General features: G+C 71.4%; 20 protein-coding genes and 1 pseudogene. 13 read left to right on the top strand and 8 right to left on the bottom strand.

Annotation, left to right across the window (positions count from 1 at the left end; translation table 11 throughout):
• On the bottom strand, window positions 1–541 hold a 541-nt coding region (locus JS521_RS21740), incomplete at its 3' end, for a P1 family peptidase (RefSeq protein WP_239487619.1).
• 309 nt (window positions 542–850) lie between these two features.
• On the opposite strand from JS521_RS21740, the gene JS521_RS21735 reads away from it, so the two are divergent.
• The 6 genes and pseudogenes from JS521_RS21735 (at window position 851) to JS521_RS21710 (ending at window position 6,401) form a co-directional block, all read left to right on the top strand.
• Complete coding sequence (locus JS521_RS21735) at window positions 851–1,960, top strand: MFS transporter (RefSeq protein ID WP_205084619.1); 1,110 nt, start codon at window positions 851–853, stop codon at window positions 1,958–1,960.
• The gene (locus tag JS521_RS21730) at window positions 1,957–4,284 is read left to right on the top strand and encodes a molybdopterin oxidoreductase family protein (protein ID WP_205084618.1); all 2,328 of its coding nucleotides are present in this window, start codon (window positions 1,957–1,959) and stop codon (window positions 4,282–4,284) included. The genes JS521_RS21735 and JS521_RS21730 overlap by 4 nt, the downstream gene beginning before the upstream one ends.
• Window positions 4,285–4,290: 6 nt before the next feature.
• Window positions 4,291–4,893: a 4Fe-4S dicluster domain-containing protein gene (locus tag JS521_RS21725; protein ID WP_010059620.1), complete on the top strand. Its 603-nt coding sequence runs from the start codon at window positions 4,291–4,293 to the stop codon at window positions 4,891–4,893.
• Window positions 4,890–5,579: pseudogene (locus JS521_RS21720) on the top strand (QcrA and Rieske domain-containing protein); the annotation flags it as partial. The gene JS521_RS21725 and the pseudogene JS521_RS21720, both read left to right, overlap by 4 nt.
• Window positions 5,580–5,722: 143 nt before the next feature.
• Window positions 5,723–6,118 (top strand): hypothetical protein, encoded by a 396-nt coding sequence (locus tag JS521_RS21715; RefSeq protein WP_205084616.1) that lies wholly within the window; start codon window positions 5,723–5,725, stop codon window positions 6,116–6,118.
• A gap of 61 nt (window positions 6,119–6,179) precedes the next feature.
• Window positions 6,180–6,401: a hypothetical protein gene (locus JS521_RS21710; RefSeq protein ID WP_205084615.1), complete on the top strand. Its 222-nt coding sequence runs from the start codon at window positions 6,180–6,182 to the stop codon at window positions 6,399–6,401.
• Between the two features lie 16 nt (window positions 6,402–6,417).
• Here the strand turns inward: JS521_RS21710 and mscL are convergent, their stop codons facing one another.
• The 6 genes from mscL to JS521_RS21680 form a co-directional block, all read right to left on the bottom strand.
• Entirely contained in the window at window positions 6,418–6,918 is a 501-nt protein-coding gene (gene mscL, locus JS521_RS21705) for a large conductance mechanosensitive channel protein MscL (RefSeq protein WP_205084614.1), read from the bottom strand.
• A gap of 113 nt (window positions 6,919–7,031) precedes the next feature.
• Window positions 7,032–7,469, bottom strand: coding sequence for a hypothetical protein (locus tag JS521_RS21700; protein WP_372448604.1), 438 nt, complete (start codon window positions 7,467–7,469; stop codon window positions 7,032–7,034).
• Between the two features lie 296 nt (window positions 7,470–7,765).
• Window positions 7,766–8,674, bottom strand: coding sequence for an S-methyl-5'-thioadenosine phosphorylase (locus JS521_RS21695; RefSeq protein WP_205084612.1), 909 nt, complete (start codon window positions 8,672–8,674; stop codon window positions 7,766–7,768).
• Between the two features lie 102 nt (window positions 8,675–8,776).
• A complete protein-coding gene (locus JS521_RS21690; RefSeq protein WP_205084611.1) occupies window positions 8,777–9,127 on the bottom strand; it encodes an FmdB family zinc ribbon protein in 351 nt (116 codons plus the stop codon).
• Between the two features lie 66 nt (window positions 9,128–9,193).
• Window positions 9,194–10,474, bottom strand: a complete 1,281-nt coding sequence (locus tag JS521_RS21685; protein WP_205084610.1) for an MFS transporter — start codon at window positions 10,472–10,474, stop codon at window positions 9,194–9,196.
• Between the two features lie 349 nt (window positions 10,475–10,823).
• Window positions 10,824–12,395, bottom strand: coding sequence for a potassium/proton antiporter (locus JS521_RS21680; protein ID WP_372448603.1), 1,572 nt, complete (start codon window positions 12,393–12,395; stop codon window positions 10,824–10,826).
• 277 nt (window positions 12,396–12,672) lie between these two features.
• Here JS521_RS21680 and JS521_RS21675 point away from each other — a divergent pair, with 277 nt between their 5' ends.
• Window positions 12,673–15,417 (top strand): penicillin acylase family protein, encoded by a 2,745-nt coding sequence (locus JS521_RS21675; RefSeq protein ID WP_205084609.1) that lies wholly within the window; start codon window positions 12,673–12,675, stop codon window positions 15,415–15,417.
• A gap of 21 nt (window positions 15,418–15,438) precedes the next feature.
• On the opposite strand, the gene JS521_RS21670 is transcribed toward JS521_RS21675, so the two are convergent.
• On the bottom strand, window positions 15,439–16,050 hold the full coding sequence (locus JS521_RS21670) for a 5-formyltetrahydrofolate cyclo-ligase (RefSeq protein ID WP_205084608.1): 612 nt from the start codon (window positions 16,048–16,050) through the stop codon (window positions 15,439–15,441).
• A 93-nt stretch (window positions 16,051–16,143) separates the two neighbouring features.
• Between JS521_RS21670 and galU the strand changes: the two genes are divergently transcribed.
• The 6 genes from galU to JS521_RS21640 form a co-directional block, all read left to right on the top strand.
• Window positions 16,144–17,046, top strand: coding sequence for a UTP--glucose-1-phosphate uridylyltransferase GalU (gene galU, locus JS521_RS21665; protein WP_205084607.1), 903 nt, complete (start codon window positions 16,144–16,146; stop codon window positions 17,044–17,046).
• A 4-nt stretch (window positions 17,047–17,050) separates the two neighbouring features.
• The gene (gene glp / locus JS521_RS21660) at window positions 17,051–18,361 is read left to right on the top strand and encodes a molybdotransferase-like divisome protein Glp (protein WP_205084606.1); all 1,311 of its coding nucleotides are present in this window, start codon (window positions 17,051–17,053) and stop codon (window positions 18,359–18,361) included.
• A 99-nt stretch (window positions 18,362–18,460) separates the two neighbouring features.
• Entirely contained in the window at window positions 18,461–18,970 is a 510-nt protein-coding gene (moaC, locus tag JS521_RS21655) for a cyclic pyranopterin monophosphate synthase MoaC (RefSeq protein WP_205084605.1), read from the top strand.
• Window positions 18,971–19,041: 71 nt separating this feature from the next.
• Entirely contained in the window at window positions 19,042–19,584 is a 543-nt protein-coding gene (locus JS521_RS21650; protein WP_205084620.1) for a MogA/MoaB family molybdenum cofactor biosynthesis protein, read from the top strand.
• A gap of 17 nt (window positions 19,585–19,601) precedes the next feature.
• Entirely contained in the window at window positions 19,602–20,231 is a 630-nt protein-coding gene (locus JS521_RS21645; RefSeq protein WP_205084604.1) for a GNAT family N-acetyltransferase, read from the top strand.
• A gap of 157 nt (window positions 20,232–20,388) precedes the next feature.
• The coding region (locus JS521_RS21640) for a SepX/GlpR family protein (RefSeq protein WP_307847932.1) at window positions 20,389–21,330 on the top strand (942 nt) is incomplete at its 3' end.

The following is a 21,330-nucleotide window of genomic DNA, read 5'->3' as shown; positions in this document are numbered from 1 at the left end:
CCGCCCCCCCCCCCGCGCGGGGGCCCCCCCCCCCCCCCCCCTCGGCCCGGGGCCCCCGGGGCCCGGGGGGGGGGGGGGGGGGGGCGGGGGGGGGGCCGGTCGACGCGCCGGGGCGGGCCCGCCAGTCGCCGCCCCGGCCGAGGTCGAAGAGGGCGGCGGCCGGGACGACCGGCACCACCTGGGTGGGTCCGGGGCCGACCCGGACGCCCCGGCCCTGCTCCTCCAGCCAGGCCATCACGCCGGACGCCGCGTCGAGCCCGAAGGCGCTCCCGCCCGTGAGGACGACCGCGTCGACCCGCTGCACCAGGTTGCGCGGGTCCAGCGCGTCCGTCTCCCGCGTGCCCGGCCCGCCGCCCCGTACGTCCACGGCAGCCACGGCCCCGCCCTCGGGCGCCAGGACGACGGTCGTGCCGCTCAACGCGCCGACGCCGGCGACCTCGGCGTGGCCGACCCGGATCCCCGCCACATCGGTCAGCGCGTCCAGCAGGGGCGGGAGGCCGGGGGTCTTGTCCAGGCCGGGGGCCTTGTCCTGACGGGTCATCGTGCGGCTCCTCCGGTCGGGATCGCGGCCCGCGGGCGAGCGCGGGCCGATGCGCCTCGAACGTACCGGCGCCCCGGGGCGCGAAGCGAGCCTCGCCCGGCAGGGCGTGCGGGCCGGGTGTGAGCGGGGTGCGAGCCTCGCTCTGCGGGGTGCGTGGGCCAGGCGTGGGCGGGGCGTGCGGGCCAGGCGCGAGCGGGGTGCGCGGACCCGGCCCGGGCAAGGCGACCCTTGCGACTGTCCGGGCGACCCGCTCACCCTCTCACTCCCTAAAACGGGTTCAATCCGCCCAAACGGTCCTACGGTGGCCGGGTGACCGAGCCCTCAGAAGCCACCGCAGCAGCCGAGCCCCCCGCCCCCGGCGAACCCGCGGCCACGCCTCCCGCGCCGACCGGACCCCGGTCCGTCACCACCCGGGCCACGCTCGCCGGAGTGGCAGTCTCCGCCCTCCTGATCCTCGCGATCGTGCTCGGCAGCCGGATGCTCCGCAACTTCGACTCGGCCCTCCTCCCCTACGCGGTGGCCACGGTCTTCCTCGCCTTCGGCGTCGCCTACCGGTACACCGTCTGGATCTCGGCCCCCGGCGCCCGACGCCTCTTCAAACAGGGCTGGCGCAGCCTCTTCTCGTACGAGAACTTCCGCCGGGCCCCCACCGCCCTGCCGAAGATGATCGCCACCTATCTGGGCTTCCAGAAGTTCCTCGGGGCCCGCTCCCACGCCCGCTGGGCCGCCCACCAGCTGATCTTCTGGGGCTGCATCCTCGCCGCCTTGATCACCTTCCCGCTCACCTGGGGCTGGTTCACCTTCACCTCCGGCACCGGTTCAGGACCCGGTTACGAGATGCGGATCTGGGGCTTCAAGATCCTCGGCTTCGACTCCCTGAACATTCTCGGCTGGCTGATGTTCCACGGCCTGGACATCGCCGCCGTCCTCGTCATCCCCGGCGCCTCCTACTTCCTGTGGCGCCGGATGAAGGACCGCGGCGCCGTCACCGGCCAGCGCTTCGCCTACGACCTGGTGCCGCTGATCGCCCTCATCGTCATCTCCGTGACGGGCCTGCTGCTCACCTTCTCCTCGGTCTTCCTGCACGGCGGCGGCTACCAGTTCCTGGCGATCCTGCACATGGTGTCCGTCGTCTTCACCCTGATCTACATCCCGTTCGGCAAGTTCTTCCACATCGTCCAGCGCCCCGCCGCGGTCGGCATGCAGCTGTTCAAGTACACCGGCCGCAAGGACGACGAGGTGTTCGCCTGCCGCCGCTGCGAGGAGCCCATCGACACCGGGCCCTACGTCGAGAACCTGCGCGGCACCATGCGCGACCTCCGCCTCGACTTCGACGCCTGGGCCGAATACTGCCCGCGCTGCAAGCGGGTGCTGCGCGGCAGCGCCTACCTCTCCCATGTGAAGAAGGGCTTCAAGTGACCGCGGATCCGCGAGCTGCTGCCGACCGCCGCACCTTCATCCCCCTGGATCCCTCGCTCGCCCCGCCCGGCACCCGCGCCTTCCGGGACGCGGGCGGCATCCCGGCCGACCAGTGGCACGCCGACCAGAACGGCGAGACGCTGGTGCCGACCCACTGCTGCTTCTGCGGCGTCCAGTGCGGGATGTACCTGCGCGTGGACCGCGGCGGCAAGGTCTTCGGCGTCGAACCCCGCAACCACGACATCAACCGGATGCGGCTCTGCCCCAAGGGCATCAACGCCTATCAGCAGGTCAACCACCCCGACCGGCTCACCGCCCCGCTGATGCGCCGCTCCCGCGACGAGGAGTTCCGCGAGGTCTCCTGGGAGGAGGCGCTCGACTTCACCGTCTCCGAGGTCAAGCGCATCCAGCAGACGTACGGCAACGACGCCTTCGGGCTGCTCGGCGGGGCCAGCCTGTTCTCCGAGAAGACCTATCTGGTGGGCAAGTTCGCCCGGGTCGCCCTCAAGTCCCGGCACGTCGACTACAACGGCCGCCTCTGCATGGTCAGCGCCGCGGGCGCCAACAAGCTGGCCTTCGGCATCGACCGGGCCGGCAACCCCTTCTCCGACATCCTGCTCACCGACTGCCTGCTCATCGCGGGGTCCAACGTCGGCGAGTGCTTCCCCGTGATGACCCAGTACGTCTGGGGAGCCCGGGACCGCGGCGCGACCCTCATCGTCATCGACCCGCGCGAGACCGCCATCGCCCGGACCGCCGACATCCACGTCGCCCTCAAACCCGGCACCGACTCCGCCTTCTTCACCTCTGTCCTGAACGTCGTCATCGAGGAAGGGCTCACCGACGAGAACTTCCTCGCCGACCACGCCACCGGCTGGGAGGAGCTCAAGGCCAAGGCCGCCGAATACCCGCCCTCCCGCGCCGCCGCGATCTGCGGCATCCCCGCCGAGCAGATCGTCCAGGTCGCCCGGGCCTTCGCCCGCGCCCCCAAGGCCATGGCCTGGCACGCCCGGGGCATCGAACACCACTCGCAGGGCGTCGAGAACTGCCTCTCCGTGATCAACCTCTGCACCGCCACCGGCCACATCGGCAAGCCCGGCGCCGGCTACGGCACCATCACCGGCCAGGGCAACGGGCAGGGCGGCCGTGAGCACGGCCAGAAGTCCGACCTCCTCCCCGGCGGACGCTCCATCATGAACGAGGAGCACCGCCGCCAGATCTGCGAGATCTGGGGCATCGAGGAGTCCGAACTCCCTCCCGCCGGGACCTCCATGATGGAAATGGTCTGGCAGATGCAGCGCCGCGAGATCCGCGGCCTGATCGGCATCTGCAACAACCCCTTCGTCTCCCTGCCCAACTACCGGGTGGTCAAGGAGGGGTACGACACCACCGAGTTCCACGCCCAATTCGACTTCTTCCTCTCCGAGACCGCCGCCAACGCCCATGTCGTCTTCCCCGTCACCACCTGGGCCGAGGACGAAGGCGTGATGGCCAACGCGGAAGCCCGCGTGGTCAAGCACAACAAGGCCCAGGACCCGCCTCCAGGCGTCCGCACCGACACCTGGGTGATCTGCGAACTCGCCCGCCGCCTCGGCGCCGGCGACAAGTTCGACTTCCCCGACTCACGGTCGGTCTTCGACGAACTGCGCGTCGCCTCCGCTGGAACCGTCAACGACTACTACGGCATCACCTACGAACGGCTGGAGGAGACCGGGGGCATCGCCTGGCCCTGCCCCACCACCGACCACCCCGGCACCCCGCGCCTCTTCGAGGACGGGAAGACCTACCACCCCGACGGCAGGATCCACCTCCAGGTCGTCGAATGGCACCCGCCGATGGACCCGTACGACGACGAGCACCCCATGTCGCTCACCACCGGCCGCACCGTCGCCCACTTCCTCTCCGGCAACCAGACCCGCAGGCTCGGCGCCCTCGTCGAACAGACCCCGCGCCCCTGGGCCGAGATCCACCCCTCGCACGGCTTCCGCAACGGCGAACCCGTCCGCGTCGTCACCCGGCGCGGCAGCGAGGTCTTCCCCGCCCTGGTCACCGAGGCGATCCGCCCCGACACCGTGTTCGTCCCGTACCACTGGCCCGTCCCCACCGCGGCCAACGCCCTCACCATCGACGCCCTCGACCCCCGCTCCAAGATCCCCGAGTACAAGGTGTGCGCCTGCCGTATCGAGCACGCCGAACGGATCGACGAGGTCCCCGCCCCGCCGGTCGCCCCTGGCCATGTCGCCTACCCGGAGACCCAGGTCTCCCGTACCGACCCGCTGCCTCCCACGGCCCCCCAGGGCCGTGGCACCTCGGAGAGGAGCTGAGGCCCCATGATGGGCAGAACGATCTTCATCGACCCGGGGCGCTGCATCGGCTGCCAGGCCTGTGTCTCCGCCTGCCGTGAATGCGACTCGCACCGCGGCAAATCGATGATCCACCTCGACTACACCGACGAGGGCCAGTCCGTCGCCTCCCTTCCGACCGTCTGCATGCACTGCGAGGACCCGGTCGCCCCGTGCGCCGAGGTCTGTCCCGCCGACGCGATCCTGGTGACCGCGGACGGTGTGGTGCAGCAGGCCGACACCACCCGCTGCATCGGCTGCTCCAACTGCGTCAACGCCTGCCCCTTCGGCGTACCGAAGATCGACCTCCAGGCGAAGCTGCAGATGAAGTGCAACCTCTGCTACGACCGCACCGCCTACGGCCTCGCCCCCATGTGCGCCACCGTCTGCCCGACCGGAGCGCTCTTCTACGGCACCGTCGAGGAGCTCCAGGCGGAGCGCCCCGGCGTCCAGGTCGCCGACACCTTCGTCTTCGGCGAGACCGAGGTCCGCACCGGCGTGGCCATGGTGGTCCCCGCCGAACGCGTCCAGTGGCCGGTCCCCGGCGGTCTTCCCGTCGTCGAGATCAACGGGAAGGACGTCCGCCGATGAGCGTCACCGACCAGCAGCCGGCCGGCGAACATCCCGCCGGGGGAGACCCCCGCGAGGCGCTCCAGGACCGGATCGCCGCCGACTCCCTCACCACCCGGCGGGACTACCTCCGGATCGTCACCACCGTCTCCGGCGGTCTCGCCGTCGGCGGCATCGGGGTGGCCGCGGGCATCCTCCACCGCCACGGCGACGGCGAGGAGGGCAAGGCCCCCGAGCCCAAGCGCATCGCCGCCGGACTGCCGCCCGGCGAATCGATCGCCTTCCGCTACCCGGGCGAGGAGGACCGGGCCGTCGCCGTCCGCCTCGACGACGGCACCCTCGTCGGCTACTCCGCCGTCTGCACCCACCTCGCCTGCGCCGTGCTCTGGCGCAAGGACCGGGGCACCGAGGGCGAGCTGTACTGCCCGTGCCACGAGGGCGTCTTCGACGCCCGGTCCGGCGAGGTCACCGCGGGCCCGCCGCCGCGCGGGCTGCCCAAGGTCGTGGTCGTCGAGCAGGACGACGGCAGCGTCTGGGCCGTGGGGACCACCCGGTCCGGCGAGAGCGTCGAGGAGGGCCTCTGCCGCCAGCTCGGCGGCGAGCGCCCCGAGCTGGCCGCCCGTATCGGCTGCCCGGGCGCCGACGGAGCCGAGGCCCCGCCCCGGGCCGCCGGGGCACCAGCCCGCAACCTGAGCACCGGTGAACGACCCGCACCCCGGTCCGGCGGCGGAACGGAACCCGGCCGCCAGGGTGCCGGACGCGCGCTCGCCACCGCGGCCGCTCCTCCGGCCGGCCCCGGGCGCGGAGCCGGTGCGACGTCCGCCACCGCCGAGAACCCGGGCAGGCGGGCATGAGCGACACCCCGCACCCTGAGCAGCCGCTGCCACCCCCGGGCAGCCACTACCCCACCTACCACCCCGGCAGCGCCGACCCCGGGCTGAACCGGCCCGTCCACGAGCGGTATCCGCAGATCCGCCCCACCAGCGGGTACGGCGATCCCCGCGTCCGGCACACCGGCCCCGGGCCCGGAGCGGGCACCGACCAGGACCCCGAGCGCTCCTCGAAGCTGACTGCCCGGCTCGCCCTGGCCATGACCGTCGTCATCGGCCAGCTCTGGGGGCTGACGGTCCTGATCGACGAGTGGATGGAGGGCAACACCGGCACGGCCTGGTGGGGGGCCGGCTTCCTCTGCCTGTCGTTCCTCGTCGTGCTCGGCCTGTGGCTCCTCGACCCGAAGGACCGCTGACGCCCGCCGCCCGGACCCACGGCGGCTCACCCCCCGTGGTGAGCCGCCGTACCCTGGAGACATGAGCGCCGCCCCCGCCCCCCGCCCGCGTGATGCGAAGCAGCAGCCACAGGAGCAGCCGCACCAGGAACCGAAGCCCAAGCCGGTTCTGATCTTCGACGATCCGCTGGACCGGCAGTCCGCGGACGATACGGACCAGGGGTGGGGCGAGCGGCCTCTCACGGGCGGCAGCGCCGCGGACCTCGCGCGCTTCCTGGACGAGAAGCCGCCCCACCACATCTGAGCGGTCGCCCGGAGGGCTACCGGTCCTCGCGCGGACCTGCGGCAGTCCCGCCGGTCCCGCCACTGCTGCGCTGGGCGACCAAGGCGTCGCGGATCTCCTTCAGGACCTCCAGCTCGCTCACCTCGATCGTCTCCTGCACGCCTTCCTTGGCGGCCTGCATTGCCGCCCGCCTGGCCAGGTACTTGGCCATCGGCAGCACCATCAGGAAGTACACGACGGCAGCGGTGATCAGGAAGCTGAGGGTGGCGCTGAGCACCGAGCCCCACAGGATCTCGATCCCGTCCATCTCCCCGGTCTTGGGGTCCGTGGTGCACGGGCCCTGGAGGCAGGAGCTGTAGTTGTCCAGGTCCTGGGTGCCGAACGCACCGACCAGGGGGTTGATGATGCCCTTGACGACCGCGTTCACGATGTTGGTGAAAGCGGCACCGATGACGACAGCCACCGCGAGGTCGATCACATTGCCGCGCATCAGGAAGGCCTTGAAGCCATCCAGCAGACTGACCTTCTTCTCGCTCACGGGTGAGCCTTCTTTCGCATGGACGGTGAGGGGAGGAAACTGCCCCACCACCCAAGGCGGGAGAAGGCGTCGCTGTCCAATCCGCTGATTTCCACGCGGCCGGTGACGGTGTGTCAGTGCGCATCGGACACCGCCACGGCCAGCCGGCCGGAAGTGCCCGCGCCGAGCAGCGCCGTGCCCCTCGGCCGCTCCACGGACAGCACCACGAGCGCCCCGGACCCCGCGGACGTACGCGGCACCTTCGCCACCCGCGCCCCTCGGGCCACCACCCGCGCGTCACCGCCCGCAGCACCCACCGCGATCACATCGACCCGGTCTCCCGGCCGCAGCAGCCGCACCGTCTCCGGATCCGCGATCCGCACCGGCGCGGAGACCAGCCGTACCGGCGCGCGGCCGGCCCCCGGCGGAGCGTCCGGCGGGCCGGCACCTCCGTCGGCGCTGCTCAGGCCCGTGGTGGCCAGCGCGGCGCCCGCCAGCGCCAGCCCCGCGGCCGCCGCACGCCGCTGGCGGCGCAGCATCCGCCGCAGCCGGGCCGCGCCACCGCCCCGCACCCGCAGAGGACCGAACGGCCCCACCCCGCACGGCGCGGGCACCGGGGCAGGGCAGGAGGAAGGAGAGGGAGAAGTGGACATGGCACCACCCGGGATGAGTGCGGACGAGCGCAAGGAAATGTGCTCGGAAATGCGCAAGGGAAAGGGGAGTCCGGCCGGTCGGTCCGGCCGAACTCCCCTCACTTTCCACGGTCCGAGCAGATCCCGCTGAGGCCTGTGGACAGTCCCCGCACTGTGGACAACTCCGTCACCCGATCCGGTGAGGCCTACTCCGCCCAACCGCCGGGCCGCCCCCGCTAAGGCAGCGCGATCCCCGTGTCGATCCCGTCCAGCGCATGGGCGCACGTGCAGTTGCGGCTCTCGCTCTTCGGCAGCCCGGCCACCGCGTCGAACAGCACCGAGCGCAGCCGGTCCACGTTGGCCGCGAACACCTGGAGCACCTCCTCGTGGGAAACGCCCTCGCCCGCCTCGGCCCCCGCGTCCAGGTCGGTCACCAGGGTCATCGTCGTGTAGCAGAGCCCCAGCTCACGGGCGAGGACCGCCTCCGGGTGCCCGGTCATGCCCACGACGGACCAGCCCATCGCCGCGTGCCAGCGCGACTCCGCGCGGGTCGAGAAGCGGGGCCCCTCGACCACCACCAGGGTGCCGCCGTCCACCGGCTCCCAGTCCCGCCCCCGGGCCGCCGTGAGCGCCGCCCTGCGCCCCTCGGGGCAGTACGGGTCGGCGAAGCCCAGGTGGACGACGTTCGGCACGGTCCCGTCGGCCCGGGTCTCACCGTCGTAATAGGTCTGCACGCGGGCCTTGGTGCGGTCCACCAGCTGGTCGGGAACGAGCAGCGTGCCCGGCCCGAACTCCGGCCGCAGCCCGCCCACCGCGCACGGCCCGAGCACCTGCCGGACCCCGACGGAGCGCAGCGCCCAGAGGTTGGCCCGGTAGTTGATGCGGTGCGGCGGCAGGTGGTGGCCGCGTCCGTGGCGGGGCAGGAAGGCCACCCGGTGGTCGGCGAGCTCGCCGAGGAAGACCGAGTCGCTCGGCTTCCCGTAGGGGGTGTCCACGGAGACCTCGGTGACGTCCTCCAGGAAGGAGTAGAAGCCCGAGCCGCCGATGACACCGATCTCCGCGGAACCCTCGGCCCCCGCCGTACCCGTTCGCGTACCCGTCTCCGTGCTCGTACCGGAGTTCGTTTCCGTATGTGCGTTCACCATGCGGTCACCGTATCCGCAGGGGTGTTGCCCGGAGGAACGACCGGACCCCGCCGAGTGGTCTCGGCGGGGTCCGGTGAGAAAGCAGGTGGGGCGTACGCGGACTCAGGCGGCCGACGTACCGCTCGACGAGGCCGACGCGGAGGCCGACGACGAGGAGGAGGCGGACGAAGAGGACGACGACGATGCGCTCGCCTTCGTGTCCGAACCCGACGACGAGGACGACGCGGAGTCGGACGACTTCGAGGCCGTCGACGCCGGCGTGCTGCTCGACGAGGAGCCGCGGCTGTCGTTCCGGTAGAAACCGGAACCCTTGAAGACGATGCCGACCGCGGAGAACACCTTCTTGAGGCGTCCGTCGCAGCTCGGGCACACGGTCAGGGCATCATCGGTGAACTTCTGCACCGCCTCGAGGCCCTCGCCGCACTCGGTGCACTGGTACTGATAGGTCGGCACTTGCTCCTCCTGGCACTCTCACTCAGTGAGTGCTAACGACGCTCCATACTGACGTATTCCGCGGAATCAGTCCACCGTGACCGGCTCGCGGTGACCGATCCCACGTGCCACCGTGCGTCCCGGGGACCTCGGAGTCAGCCGCGAGCGCAGGGCCAGCAGGGTCATCAGGGCCAGCGCGGTTCCGGCCAGGGGCACCAGGAATCCGGTGCTCGCGCCGTGGGCGTCGGCGAGTCGCCCCGCCACGGTCACGGCCCCCGCCTGTCCGAGCGCCACCGCGCCCGTCAGCCAGGTGAAGGCCTCGGTGCGGGCGGTGGCGGGCACCAGGGCCTCGACCAGGGTGTAGCCGCTGATCAGTGCCGGGGCGATGCAGAGGCCGACCAGCAGACCGAGCCCGGCCAGCAGCGGCACCGAGTGCACGGCCCACAGGCCCGACGCGGTCAGGGTCAGCGCCACGTACCCGACGATCAGCCGGCGGCGCGGGCTGCTCTTCCATGCGATGGCGCCGCAGGCGATGCCGGCCAGCATGTTGCCCGCGGCGAAGATCCCGTAAAGGACGCCGTTGACCCCGGGGTGGCCGATCTCCTCGGAGAACGCGGTCAGTGAGACCTGCATCCCGCCGAAGACCGCGCCGATGCCCAGGAAGGTGACGGCCAGGACGCGCACGCCAGGAATGGAGAGCGCCGAGGCGTGCGGCTCGGCCGCGGTGGCCTTGGCGCGCGGGGCGGGCTGGGTGGCGCGCTGCGCCGCGAAGAGGAGGCCGCCGACCAAGGTCAGGGCAGCTTCCGTGATCAGTCCGGCGGCCGGGTGCACGCCGGTGCACAGCGCGGTGGCGATCACCGGGCCCAGGACGAACGTGAACTCGTCCGTCACGGACTCGAACGCGGCCGCGGTGGACATCAGCGGGGAGGCGGGCCGGTCGGGGGTCGGCCCCAGCATCGCCGCCCAGCGGGCCCGCACCATGGGGCCGATCTGCGGGATCGAGGCACCGGTCGGCACGGCGGCGACGAACAGCGCCCACAGGGGTGCGTCCGTCAGCGCCAGTACGGTCAGGGCGCTCACGGAGACCGCGTGGAGGAGGACCCCGGGCAGCAGGACGGCGCGCTGGCCGAAGCGGTCGGCGAGCTTGCCGCTCTGCGGGGCGAACAGCGCCATGGAGACGCCGGAGACCGCCGCGACGGCGCCCGCGCTGCCGTACGAGCCGGTCGTGTGCTGCACGAGGAGGACGATGCCGATGGTGAGCATCGCGAAGGGCTGCCGTGCGGCGAAGCCGGGGAGGAGGAAGGTCCACGCACCGGGGGTGCGCAGCAGTTGCCCGTATCCGGGGCGGTCGGAGACCGTGGTCGCCACGGTCCTTGCCTTTCTGCCGCCTGGTGGCCCTGCTTCCCGGAGCCCTTGTGGGGCGGGCCGGACGGAAGCGGCCGAGAGCTGTCCTCTTCGCGCGGAACTGCGGTAGATGCCGGGCGACTCGCTGCAATCGGCGAAGAAACGCCGGGCGAAGAGACACCACGACCGCCATACGGTCGCGCCAGCTCTGCATCAGACAGAGTTGGTCGATCAGGTTTGCCTTCATGCTACAGGTGGAATGCCCCGCGCGCCTGTGATTGCGCACGAGGCTTCCGTATCGGCCTGTGATCCGCGACGCGTTTGCCGCTGATCGCCTGTGTTGTCACCTTATAAGGGATCAGGTCATAAGGGCTCAGGGGCGTGTTTTAGTGCCGCTTCCGCTTCCACTGCCGTTGGCGCTGGCGCCGCCGAGCTTCTTGGCCAGCTTCATCGCCTGAGGTATGGCGGACCCGCCGTACGGACCCGTGGTGCCGGGCGCCCCGGAAGCGGGGGATCCGCCCGTGCCCAGCCAGCCGGCCAGCTTGCCGCCCTCGGCGACCGCCCGCAGTCGTTCCTCCGCCCGGTCGCGCACCGGGTCGGTGGCCACCACCAGCAGCTCGTCGCCGCGCCGCAGCACCGTCGCCGGGGACGGGACGAAGCTCTTGTTCTCCCGGACCACCAGCGTGACCGCGGCGCCCGCCGGGAGCCGCAGCTCGCCGACCTCGACGCCGTGCATCTTCGACTTCGTGGGAATGGCGACCGACAGCAGATGGCCGCGCAGCCGCTCCAGCGGGGCCGACTCGATGCCCAGGTCGTCGGCCTCGGCCGGGTCGTCGGCGATGTTCAGCTTGTTCGCGACCCAGGGCAGCGTCGGCCCCTGGATCAGGGTGTAGACGATGACCAGGACGAAGACGATGTTGAAGATTCTCGTACTGCCCTCCACCCCGGACACCATCGGAATGGTCGCCAGGACGATGGGCACCGCCCCGCGCAGCCCGGCCCAGGACATGAGGACCTTCTCGCGCGCCGGTAGCCGGAACGGCGCGAGGCTCAGGAAGACCGACAGCGGCCGCGCCACCATCGTCAGCACCAGACCCACGATGATGGCCGGCCAGAAGTCGTCGACCAGGTCGTGCGGGGAGACGAGCAGCCCGAGCAGCACGAACATGCCGATCTGGGCGAGCCAGCCGAGCCCGTCGGCGAAACCGCGCGTGGCGGGCCAGTGGGGCAGCTTGGAGTTGCCGAGGATCATGGCGGCCAGGTAGACGGCGAGGAACCCGCTGCCGTGGGCCATGGCGCCCGCCGCGTACGCCGAGACGGCGATGGCCATCACGGCGATCGGGTAGAGGCCGGAGGCGGGCAGGGCCACGTGCCGCAGCCCCAAGGACCCCAGCCAGCCCACCGTGATGCCGATGGCGGCCCCGATGGCCAGCTCCATGGCGATCTCGGCGACCAGGACGTACCAGTGCTCGACCGGGCCGACCGCGGAGAGCGCGACGACCATGATGACGACGGGCGCGTCGTTGAAGCCGGACTCGGCCTCCAGCACCCCGGTGATCCGAGGCGGCAGAGGCACTCTGCGCAGGACGGAGAAGACGGCCGCCGCGTCGGTCGAGGAGACGACCGCGCCGATGATGAGGGCTTGGCGCCAGTCCAGGCCGACGAGGTAGTGCGCGGCCGAGGCGGTGATGCCCACGCTGATGGCGACGCCGACGGTCGAGATCACCGCGGCGGCCGGCAGGACGGGTTTGACCTCTTTCCACTTCGCCCCGAGTCCGCCCTCGGCCAGGATGACGACCAGGGCGGCGTAGCCGATCACCTGCGTCAGTTCGGCGTTGTCGAACTTGACGTCGAAGATGCCGTCCTGCCCCAGGGCGATCCCGATGCCGAGATACAGGAGCAGGCTGGGGAGCCCGCTGCGCGAGGAGATCCGTACCGCCGCCACGGCGACGAGCAGGACGAGCGAGCAGACGAGCAGGAGTTCGTTGAGCGCGTGGACAGTCAGGGGCCGTTCCTTCCCTGCGTGCGCCTGCCGGATCGTCCTCCGGCAGCCAGTTACTTCGTTACCTTACCTAATCGTTAACGATTCCTTGACGGCTTCGAGTGTTCGTACGAGGAAGACGCAAATGGATGCATCCCTATACCGCGTCCGAGTGGCTTCTCCGCTGCGCCTATGGTTGCTCCTGCACTCCCAGGACCACCCTGCCCCTCGAAGGACAGCGATGCCCGCCAACACAACCGCCTCTTCCGGCCCTTCCGACGCGAAGAAGCCCGGCAGGAAGAAGGGGCGACGCGCCCGCCTGATCGTGCTCGTCCTGGTGCTGGCGCTCGTCGCGGGTGTCGGATACGGGGCGTACTGGTCCGTATCCACCGTGCGGGCCTCGTACCCGCAGACCACCGGGTCGATGACTCTCGACGGCCTTTCCGGTGACGTCGAGGTCAAACGCGACTCCTACGGGATTCCGCAGATCTACGCGGACACCGACGCCGACCTCTTCCGCGCCCAGGGCTTCGTCCAGGCCCAGGACCGCTTCTGGGAGATGGACGTCCGGCGGCACATGACGTCCGGCCGGCTCTCCGAGATGTTCGGGTCCGGCCAGGTGGAGACCGATTCCTTCCTGCGCACGCTCGGCTGGCGGCAGGTGGCGCAGAAGGAGTACGACGAGGTCCTGGACGAGGGCACCAAGAAGAACCTCCAGTCGTACGCGGCGGGCGTCAACGCGTATCTGAAGGGCAAGGAAGGCCGGGACATCTCGGTCGAGTACGCGGCGCTGGGCCTGACCAACGACTACAAGCCCGCCGAGTGGACGCCGGTCGACTCGGTGGCCTGGCTCAAGGCGATGGCCTGGGATCTGCGCGGCAACATGCAGGACGAGATCGACCGTTCGCTGCTGACCAGCCGCCTCGACCAGGACGAGATCGAGGACCTGTACCCCGCGTACCCGTACAAGAAGAACAGGCCGATCGTCGAGCAGGGGGCGATCTCCCCGGTCACGGGCAAGTTCGACCCCGAGGCGACCCCGTCGGACAACGTCGGCGCCACGACCCCCGAGGGGGCCGGCGAGGGCCTGAACACCCAGCTCTCCGCCCTCTCCGACACCCTCGACGAGATCCCGGCGCTGCTCGGCCCGAACGGCAACGGCATCGGGTCGAACTCCTGGGTCGTCGACGGCCGGCACACGACGTCCGGCAAGGCGCTGCTCGCGAACGACCCGCACCTCGCGCCGATGCTGCCCTCCCTCTGGTACCAGATGGGCCTGCACTGCCGGGAGGTGTCCGCGAGCTGCCAGTACGACACCGCCGGGTACACGTTCTCCGGCATGCCCGGTGTGATCATCGGTCACAACCAAGACATCGCCTGGGGCCTCACCAACCTCGGCGCCGACGTCACCGACCTCTTCCTGGAGAAGGTCTCCGACGACGGCTACCTGTACGACGGCAGCACCAAGCCCTTCAAGACCCGCGAGGAGACCATCAAGGTCGCCGGCGGCCGTGACCGGACGATCACCGTCCGCGAGACGAACAACGGGCCCCTGGTCTCCGACCGCAGCAAGGAACTGGACAAGGTCGGCCAGAAGGCGCCCGTCAGCAACGCCGCACCCGACCGTGCCGACGGTTACGCGGTGGCGCTGAAGTGGACCGCGCTGCAGCCCGGCAAGTCCATGGACGCCGTCTTCGCGCTCAACCGGGCCAAGGACTTCACCACCTTCCGGGCGGCCGCCGAGAACTTCGAGGTCCCCTCGCAGAACCTCATCTACGCCGACACCGAGGGCAACATCGGCTACCAGGCCCCCGGCAGGATCCCGGTCCGCTCCGCGGGCTTCGACGGTACGGCGCCGGCGCCGGGCTGGGATCCGAAGTACGCGTGGAAGGGCTACATCCCCTTCGACGAGCTGCCCTACGAGTACAACCCGGACCGCGGCTTCATCGTCACCGCCAACCAGGCCGTCATCGACGAGAAGAAGTACCCCCACCTCCTGACCAAGGACTGGGGCTACGGGGCCCGCAGTCAGCGGATCAACGACCTCCTCACCCAGAAGATCAAGGGTGGCGAGAAGGTCTCGACCGATGACATGCAGAAGATGCAGATGGACAACTTCAGCGAGATCGCCGCGCTGCTGGTGCCCAAGCTGAAGGAGATCAACATCTCCGACCCGAGCGTCCGCGAGGCCCAGAAGCTGCTGGAGGGCTGGGACTACACCCAGGAGCCGGACTCGGCCGCCGCCGCGTACTTCAACGGCGTCTGGCGCAACATTCTGAAGCTCGCCTTCGGTAACAAGCTCCCCAAGGAGATGCGCGTCGAGGGCGACTGCCTGAACGTGCCGCCGGCCAAGAACAGCGGCCCGGCCGACCAGCAGAAGAAGCTCGTCCGCGAGTGCGGCCAGCGCGACGGCGACACCGCGCAGCCGGACGGCGGCGACCGCTGGTTCCAGGTGGTCCGCGACATCGTGGACGACCAGGACAACGCGTGGTGGAAGGCGCCCGCCCGGGGCCGCGAGGACGCCCTGGAGAGCCGGGACGAGCTGTTCGCCCGCGCGATGGACGACGCCCGCTGGGAGCTGACCTCCAAGCTCGGCAAGAACATCGACACCTGGAGCTGGGGTCGGCTGCACCGCCTGACGCTGAAGAACCAGACCCTCGGCACCGAGGGCCCCGGCCTGCTCCAGCGGGCGCTCAACCGCGGCCCCTGGAACCTCGGCGGCGGCGAGGCGGCGGTCAACGCCACCGGCTGGAACGCGGCGAGCGGTTACGAGGTCGTGTGGGTGCCGTCGATGCGCATGGTCGTCAACGTGGGGGACTGGGACAAGTCCCGCTGGATCAACCTCAGCGGGGCCTCCGGACACGCGTTCAACGCGCACTACACCGACCAGACCGACAAGTGGGTCGACGGAGAACTGCTCGACTGGTCCTTCGGGCGGGAGGCGGTCGACGAGTCCACCGTCGACACGCTGACGCTGAATCCGTAGAGCCGAGAAGAAGCCGCAGCGCTAGGAAGAAGCTGTGAAGCGCCGCGCTCCGGCCGGCGTGACCACCGCGTCCACGGGGTGGTCGTGCGGTTCCGAGGGAACCCGCGCGACCACCTCGTTCTCGTACAGGAGCACGACGAGCGACGGGTGCGCCCCGGCGGCCGTCAGCCGGGCCAGCACCCGGTCGTAACTGCCGCCGCCCCGCCCCAGCCGCATCCCGGCCCCGTCCACCGCCAGGCCGGGCAGCAGCACCGTGTCGGCGGCGAGGACGGCGTCGGGGCCCAGGCGCGGTCCGTCCGGCTCGAGGAGCCCCCGCCCGGCCGGGAGCAGGTGCGCGGGCCCCTCGTAGGCCGCCCAGTCCAGGTCGTTGTCGGCGAGGAGGACCGGCAGCAGGACCCGTACGCCGTGTCCGCGCAGCGCCTCCAGGAGGGCGCGGGTGCCCGGTTCGCGTCCCACGGAGACGTACGCGGCGACCGTACGGGCGTCGGCCAGTTCGGGGAGGCCCAGGGCGGCCGAGGCGAGAACCGCGGCGGCCTCCACGGCGTCCTCCTTCGTCAGGAGGGCCCGCGCGGCGAGCAGTTCGCGCCGCAGGGAGCCCTTCGCGGACCCCTTTCCGGACTTGTCGGTGTTCATTGGTGACTCGCACGGTTCTCGTATGGGCATATTTAAGGACGAAGTTAACCGGAATATCAGCTTCCGGCCGTGTGCAGCCGTTAAGGTCGGCACATGACTCAGTCGCCCTCCAGGATCAGCAAGGCCGTCATCCCGGCAGCAGGTCTCGGCACCCGGTTCCTGCCCGCCACGAAGGCCACTCCGAAAGAGATGCTGCCTGTCGTGGACAAGCCGGCCATCCAGTATGTCGTCGAAGAAGCCGTGGCAGCGGGTCTCTCCGACGTACTGATGATCACTGGTCGTAACAAGCGTCCCCTGGAGGACCACTTCGACCGCAACTACGAGCTGGAGTCCGCGCTCACCCGTAAGGGCGACGCCGAACGCCTCGCCAAGGTCCAGGAGTCCAGCGACCTGGCCACCATGCACTACGTCCGCCAGGGCGACCCCCGCGGCCTCGGGCACGCCGTCCTGTGCGCGGCCCCGCACGTGGGCGACCAGCCCTTCGCGGTGCTCCTCGGCGACGACCTGATCGACCCGCGCGACGCGCTGCTGGCCCGCATGGTCGAGGTCCAGGAGCGTGAGGGCGGCAGCGTCATCGCGCTGATGGAGGTCGACCCCGCGCAGATCCACCTGTACGGCTGCGCAGCCGCGGACGCCACCGTCGACGGCGACGTCGTCCGCGTCACCGACCTGGTCGAGAAGCCGGACCCGGCCGACGCCCCCAGCAACCTCGCCATCATCGGCCGGTACGTCCTGGACCCCGCGGTCTTCGACATACTGCGACACACCGAGCCCGGCCGCGGCGGCGAGATCCAGCTCACCGACGCGCTCCAGCTGCTCGCCGCCGACGAGAAGATCGGCGGCCCCGTGCACGGCGTCGTCTTCAAGGGCCGCCGCTATGACACCGGCGACCGTAGCGACTATCTGCGCGCCATCGTCAGACTGGCGTGCGAACGTGAAGACCTGGGGCCGGACTTCCGGACCTGGCTGCGCAAGTACGTCGCTGAGGAGATGTAACCCCGTGAGCAGCACGATCTGGTCGGTCGACGAGCACCTCGACGACATCCTGGACTCGGTGAGGCCGCTGGAGCCCATCGAGCTGCAGCTGCCCGACGCCCAGGGCTGCGTCCTCGTCAAGGACGTCGTCGTGGAGGTGGCCCTGCCGCCCTTCGACAACAGCTCCATGGACGGTTACGCGGTCCGCATCGCCGATGTCGAGGGCGCCAGCGAGGAGTTCCCCGCGGTCCTCACCGTCATCGGCGACGTCGCCGCGGGCAGCGCGGGGCTCGCCGACGACCAGGTCGTGGGACCGGGACAGGCGGCTCGCATCATGACGGGCGCCCCGCTGCCCGCCGGTGCGGAGGCCGTGGTCCCGGTCGAGTGGACCGACGGCGGTACGGGCGAGGGCCCGGCCGAGGGGATGCGCGCCCACGCCGACGCGCCGGAGGGCGCCACCGGCGAGGTCAAGGTGCACCGGCCCGTCGAGGCGGGCGCCCATGTGCGCGAGCGCGGCAGCGATGTCAAGCCGGGCGAGCTGGCCCTGGCGGCCGGGTCGGTCGTCGGCCCGCCGCAGATCGGTCTGCTCGCCGCCATCGGCTGCTCCACCGTGGTCGTACGGCCCCGCCCCCGCGTGGTCGTCCTGTCCACCGGCAGCGAACTGGTCCAGCCCGGCGAGGCACTGACCGGCGGTCAGATCTACGACTCCAACAGCTTCGCGCTGACCGCCGCCGCCCGGGACGCCGGAGCCATCGCCTACCGGGTCGGCGCGGTCGCCGACGACGCCGAGACGCTGCGTGCCACGATCGAGGACCAGCTGATCCGCGCGGACATCGTCGTCACCACCGGTGGTGTCAGCGTCGGCGCGTACGACGTCGTCAAGGAGGCGCTGTCCTCCGTCGGCGACGAGGACGAGCCGGGCAGCGGGGTCGAGTTCCGCAAGCTCGCGATGCAGCCGGGCAAGCCGCAGGGCTTCGGGTCGATCGGCCCGGACCACACCCCGCTGCTGGCCCTTCCCGGCAACCCGGTGTCTTCGTACGTCTCCTTCGAGCTGTTCGTCCGCCCGGCCATCCGCGCCCTGATGGGTCTCCCCGACGTGCACCGCCCCACGGCACGCGCCGAGCTGCGCGCCGACAAGGCGCTCACCTCGCCGGAGGGCCGCCGCCAGTTCCTGCGCGGCCGTTACGACGCGGAGGCGGGCACGGTCACCCCGGTCGGCGGTTCCGGCTCACATCTGATCGCCGCGCTGGCCCAGGCCGACGCGCTGATCGTGGTCCCCGAGGACGTCACCTCGGTGGAGTCCGGCACGGAGACGGACGTGATCCTGCTCCGCTGACCGCCGCCCGGTGGCGGTACGGTATCTGCCGCCGTGCCTTCCGGAGGACCCCCTCCGGGTCCGAGGCCCATCGGTGCCCCTACCGCTAGGCGGAGTGAGTTGAGTACGCAGAACAGGCTGACGCACATCGACGAGGCGGGCGCGGCCCGCATGGTCGACGTGTCGGCGAAGGACGTCACCACCCGCGTCGCCCGCGCGTCCGGCCGGGTGCTCGTCTCGCCGCGCGTGATCGAGTTGCTGCGCGGCGAGGGAGTCCCCAAGGGCGACGCCCTCGCCACCGCCCGGATCGCCGGGATCATGGGGGCCAAGCGCACCCCGGACCTGATCCCGCTCTGCCACCCGCTGGCCGTCTCCGGGGTGAAGGTCGACCTGAGCGTGGCCGACGACGCGGTGGAGATCACGGCCACCGTGAAGACGACGGACCGCACGGGCGTCGAGATGGAGGCCATGACCGCGGTGTCGGTGGCGGCGCTGACCGTCGTCGACATGATCAAGGCGGTCGACAAGAGCGCGGTGATCACCGACGTACGGGTCGAGGCGAAGTCGGGCGGGAAGTCCGGCGACTACCGGCGCACCGCGCCGGCGGCACCGTCGGGACCGGACGCGTGACGCCGCCCGAGCCCACCGGAGGCGCTGGCCACGAGCAGCCGGCGCGGGAGCCCGAGCCCACCGGGGGCGCGTTGACCTCCGTAGGTCCGCAGTCCACCGGAGCCGCGCCGGGCGGCGGCGCCCCGTACCGCGCCCTCGTCGTCACCGCCTCCAACCGGGCCTCTGCCGGGGTGTACGCGGACAAGGGCGGCCCCCTGATCGCCGAAGGGCTCACCGCCCTCGGCTTCACGGTCGAAGGCCCGCAGGTCGTTCCCGACGGCGACCCGGTCGAGGCGGCCCTGCGAGCCGGAGTGGCCGCCGGGTACGACGTGATCATCACCACCGGCGGTACGGGCATCTCGCCCACCGACGCCACCCCCGAGGCCACCCGCCGCGTCCTCGACCACGAGATCCCCGGCATCCCGGACGCGATCCGGGCCGAGGGCCTCGCCAAGGTCCCGACCGCCGCCCTCTCCCGGGGCCTCGCGGGCGTAGCCTCCCGCACGCTCATCGTCAACCTCCCCGGCTCCACCGGCGGGGTGAAGGACGGGCTCGCGGTCCTCGGCCGGCTCCTGGTGCACGCCGTCGACCAGCTCCGCGGCGGCGACCACCCCCGACCGGGGAGCCCGAGCTGAACATCGCGACCTGGCCGGTGACGCTGACCGACGGTGAGATCGTCCTGCGTCCGATAAAGATGCGTGACCAGCGGGTCTGGCGTGAGGTCAACCGTCGCAACCGCGACTGGTTGCGCCCCTGGGAGGCCACCGTGCCACCCCCCGCCCCGGGCGGTCCGATGGCGCAGCGCCCCACGTACCGGCAGATGGTCCGCCACCTGCGCGCCGAGGCGAACGCGGGGCGGATGCTGCCGTTCGCCATCGAGTACGAGGGCCGGCTGGTCGGCCAGCTCACGGTCGCGGGGATCACCTGGGGCTCGATGTGTTCCGGTCACATCGGCTACTGGGTCGACCGGAGCGTCGCCGGGCGCGGCGTGATGCCGACAGCCGTGGCGCTCGCCGTCGACCACTGCTTCCGCTCGGTGGGCCTGCATCGCATCGAGGTCTGCATTCGTCCGGAGAACGCGCCCAGCCGCCGGGTGGTGGAGAAACTCGGATTCCGTTCGGAGGGTGTGCGCCCGCGCTATCTCCACATCGACGGCGCCTGGCGCGACCACCTGATCTTCGCGCTCACCGCCGAGGAAGTGCCCGAGGGGATGCTCCGGCGGTGGCGCCGGTCGCGGCCTGTGACGCCGGGACGTTCCGGGCCGACCGAGGAAATAAAATAAGTGTTCGAATTTGATCGCCGGATGACCGCACCGGATAGGGCTATCGGCGTCTGTTGATCCGAACAATCACAAAAAAAGTCCGTGATATCAGCCGGATCGTGCGACACACCGGGCCAATTGGCGGATCCTTCCGCGCAAACCCCTCTACGGTGTGAGCGTGAGCAGCAGCGGCCTCATCTACGCAGTCATCGTCGGGGCCTGGGCCGCCTACTTGGTGCCGATGTGGCTCCGCAGGCAGGACGAGCTCAACGAGGCCCGTCCGACGGAACGCTTCAGCACCGCCATCCGGCTGCTGTCCGGCCGGGCGGCGATGGAGCGCCGTTACGCCAAGGAGCTGCGGGAGCGCACCGCCGAGGAGGCGGGGCCCGACGCCGACCCGGACCGGGAAACGGACCGTATGGAATCCGTGGACGTCCGGGCCTTTGCCGCGCCTCCGGCGCATACGGAAGCCAGGTTGAGCGACCCGGCGCACGCTCCCGAGCGTGCCCCGGGCCACCAGGCCTCCGACCGCCCGGCGCACGACCGGCGGGCGGGGCATCAGTCCCCGGATCGCCAGTCCCCGGATCGCAAGGCGCAGGACCGTCAGCCCTCGGACCGCCAGGCGCACGAACGCCGGTCCGGCGAGCGCCCCGCGGAGCACGCGCCCCCCGCCCAGCGGCGCCCGCGATCGGGCGCGGCCGATGCCGAGCAGGCCCGGCGCGCCCAGCGCTCCCAGGTCCTGGCGCGACGCAGGCGGACCACCGTCGTCCTCTTCCTGGCCTTCACCCTCGGGGCGATCGTCGCGGCGGTCGGCGGCCTCGGCTTCCTGTGGGCTCCGGCCGTTCCGGCTGTGCTGCTGAGCACGTACATCGTGCATCTGCGCGCTCAGGAACGCCGACGGTTCGCCTTCACGATGGACCGCCGCCGGGCCGAGGACGCGGCGCAGCGGCTCCGCGAGAACCGCCCGCGCAGGAACCAGCCCGCGGCCCCCGCCCCCCCCCCGCCCGCCCCCCCCCCGGCCCCCGGGCCGGGCGCGGGGGCCCCCGTCGGTGACGGCCGCGACGATCCGGTCGCGGTCCGCCACCACGCTGATCATCAGCACCCGGCTGCCGGCCGCCCG

This window comes from Streptomyces durocortorensis, from assembly GCF_016901035.1.
Taxonomy (GTDB): Bacteria; Actinomycetota; Actinomycetes; order Streptomycetales; family Streptomycetaceae; genus Streptomyces; species Streptomyces durocortorensis.
The sequence above is the reverse complement of the archived record's forward strand: the minus strand, read 5'-3'. Positions and strand labels throughout refer to the sequence as shown.

Bases quoted from the DNA above. Each gene is read 5' to 3' on its own strand.
- galU (WP_205084607.1), top strand. From the start codon at position 16,144: ATGACTCAGTCGCCCTCCAGGATCAGCAAGGCCGTCATCCCGGCAGCA.
- JS521_RS21670 (WP_205084608.1), bottom strand. From the start codon at position 16,050: ATGAACACCGACAAGTCCGGAAAGGGGTCCGCGAAGGGCTCCCTGCGG.
- JS521_RS21725 (WP_010059620.1), top strand. From the start codon at position 4,291: ATGATGGGCAGAACGATCTTCATCGACCCGGGGCGCTGCATCGGCTGC.
- JS521_RS21675 (WP_205084609.1), top strand. From the start codon at position 12,673: ATGCCCGCCAACACAACCGCCTCTTCCGGCCCTTCCGACGCGAAGAAG.
- JS521_RS21710 (WP_205084615.1), top strand. From the start codon at position 6,180: ATGAGCGCCGCCCCCGCCCCCCGCCCGCGTGATGCGAAGCAGCAGCCA.
- JS521_RS21715 (WP_205084616.1), top strand. From the start codon at position 5,723: ATGAGCGACACCCCGCACCCTGAGCAGCCGCTGCCACCCCCGGGCAGC.
- JS521_RS21695 (WP_205084612.1), bottom strand. From the start codon at position 8,674: ATGGTGAACGCACATACGGAAACGAACTCCGGTACGAGCACGGAGACG.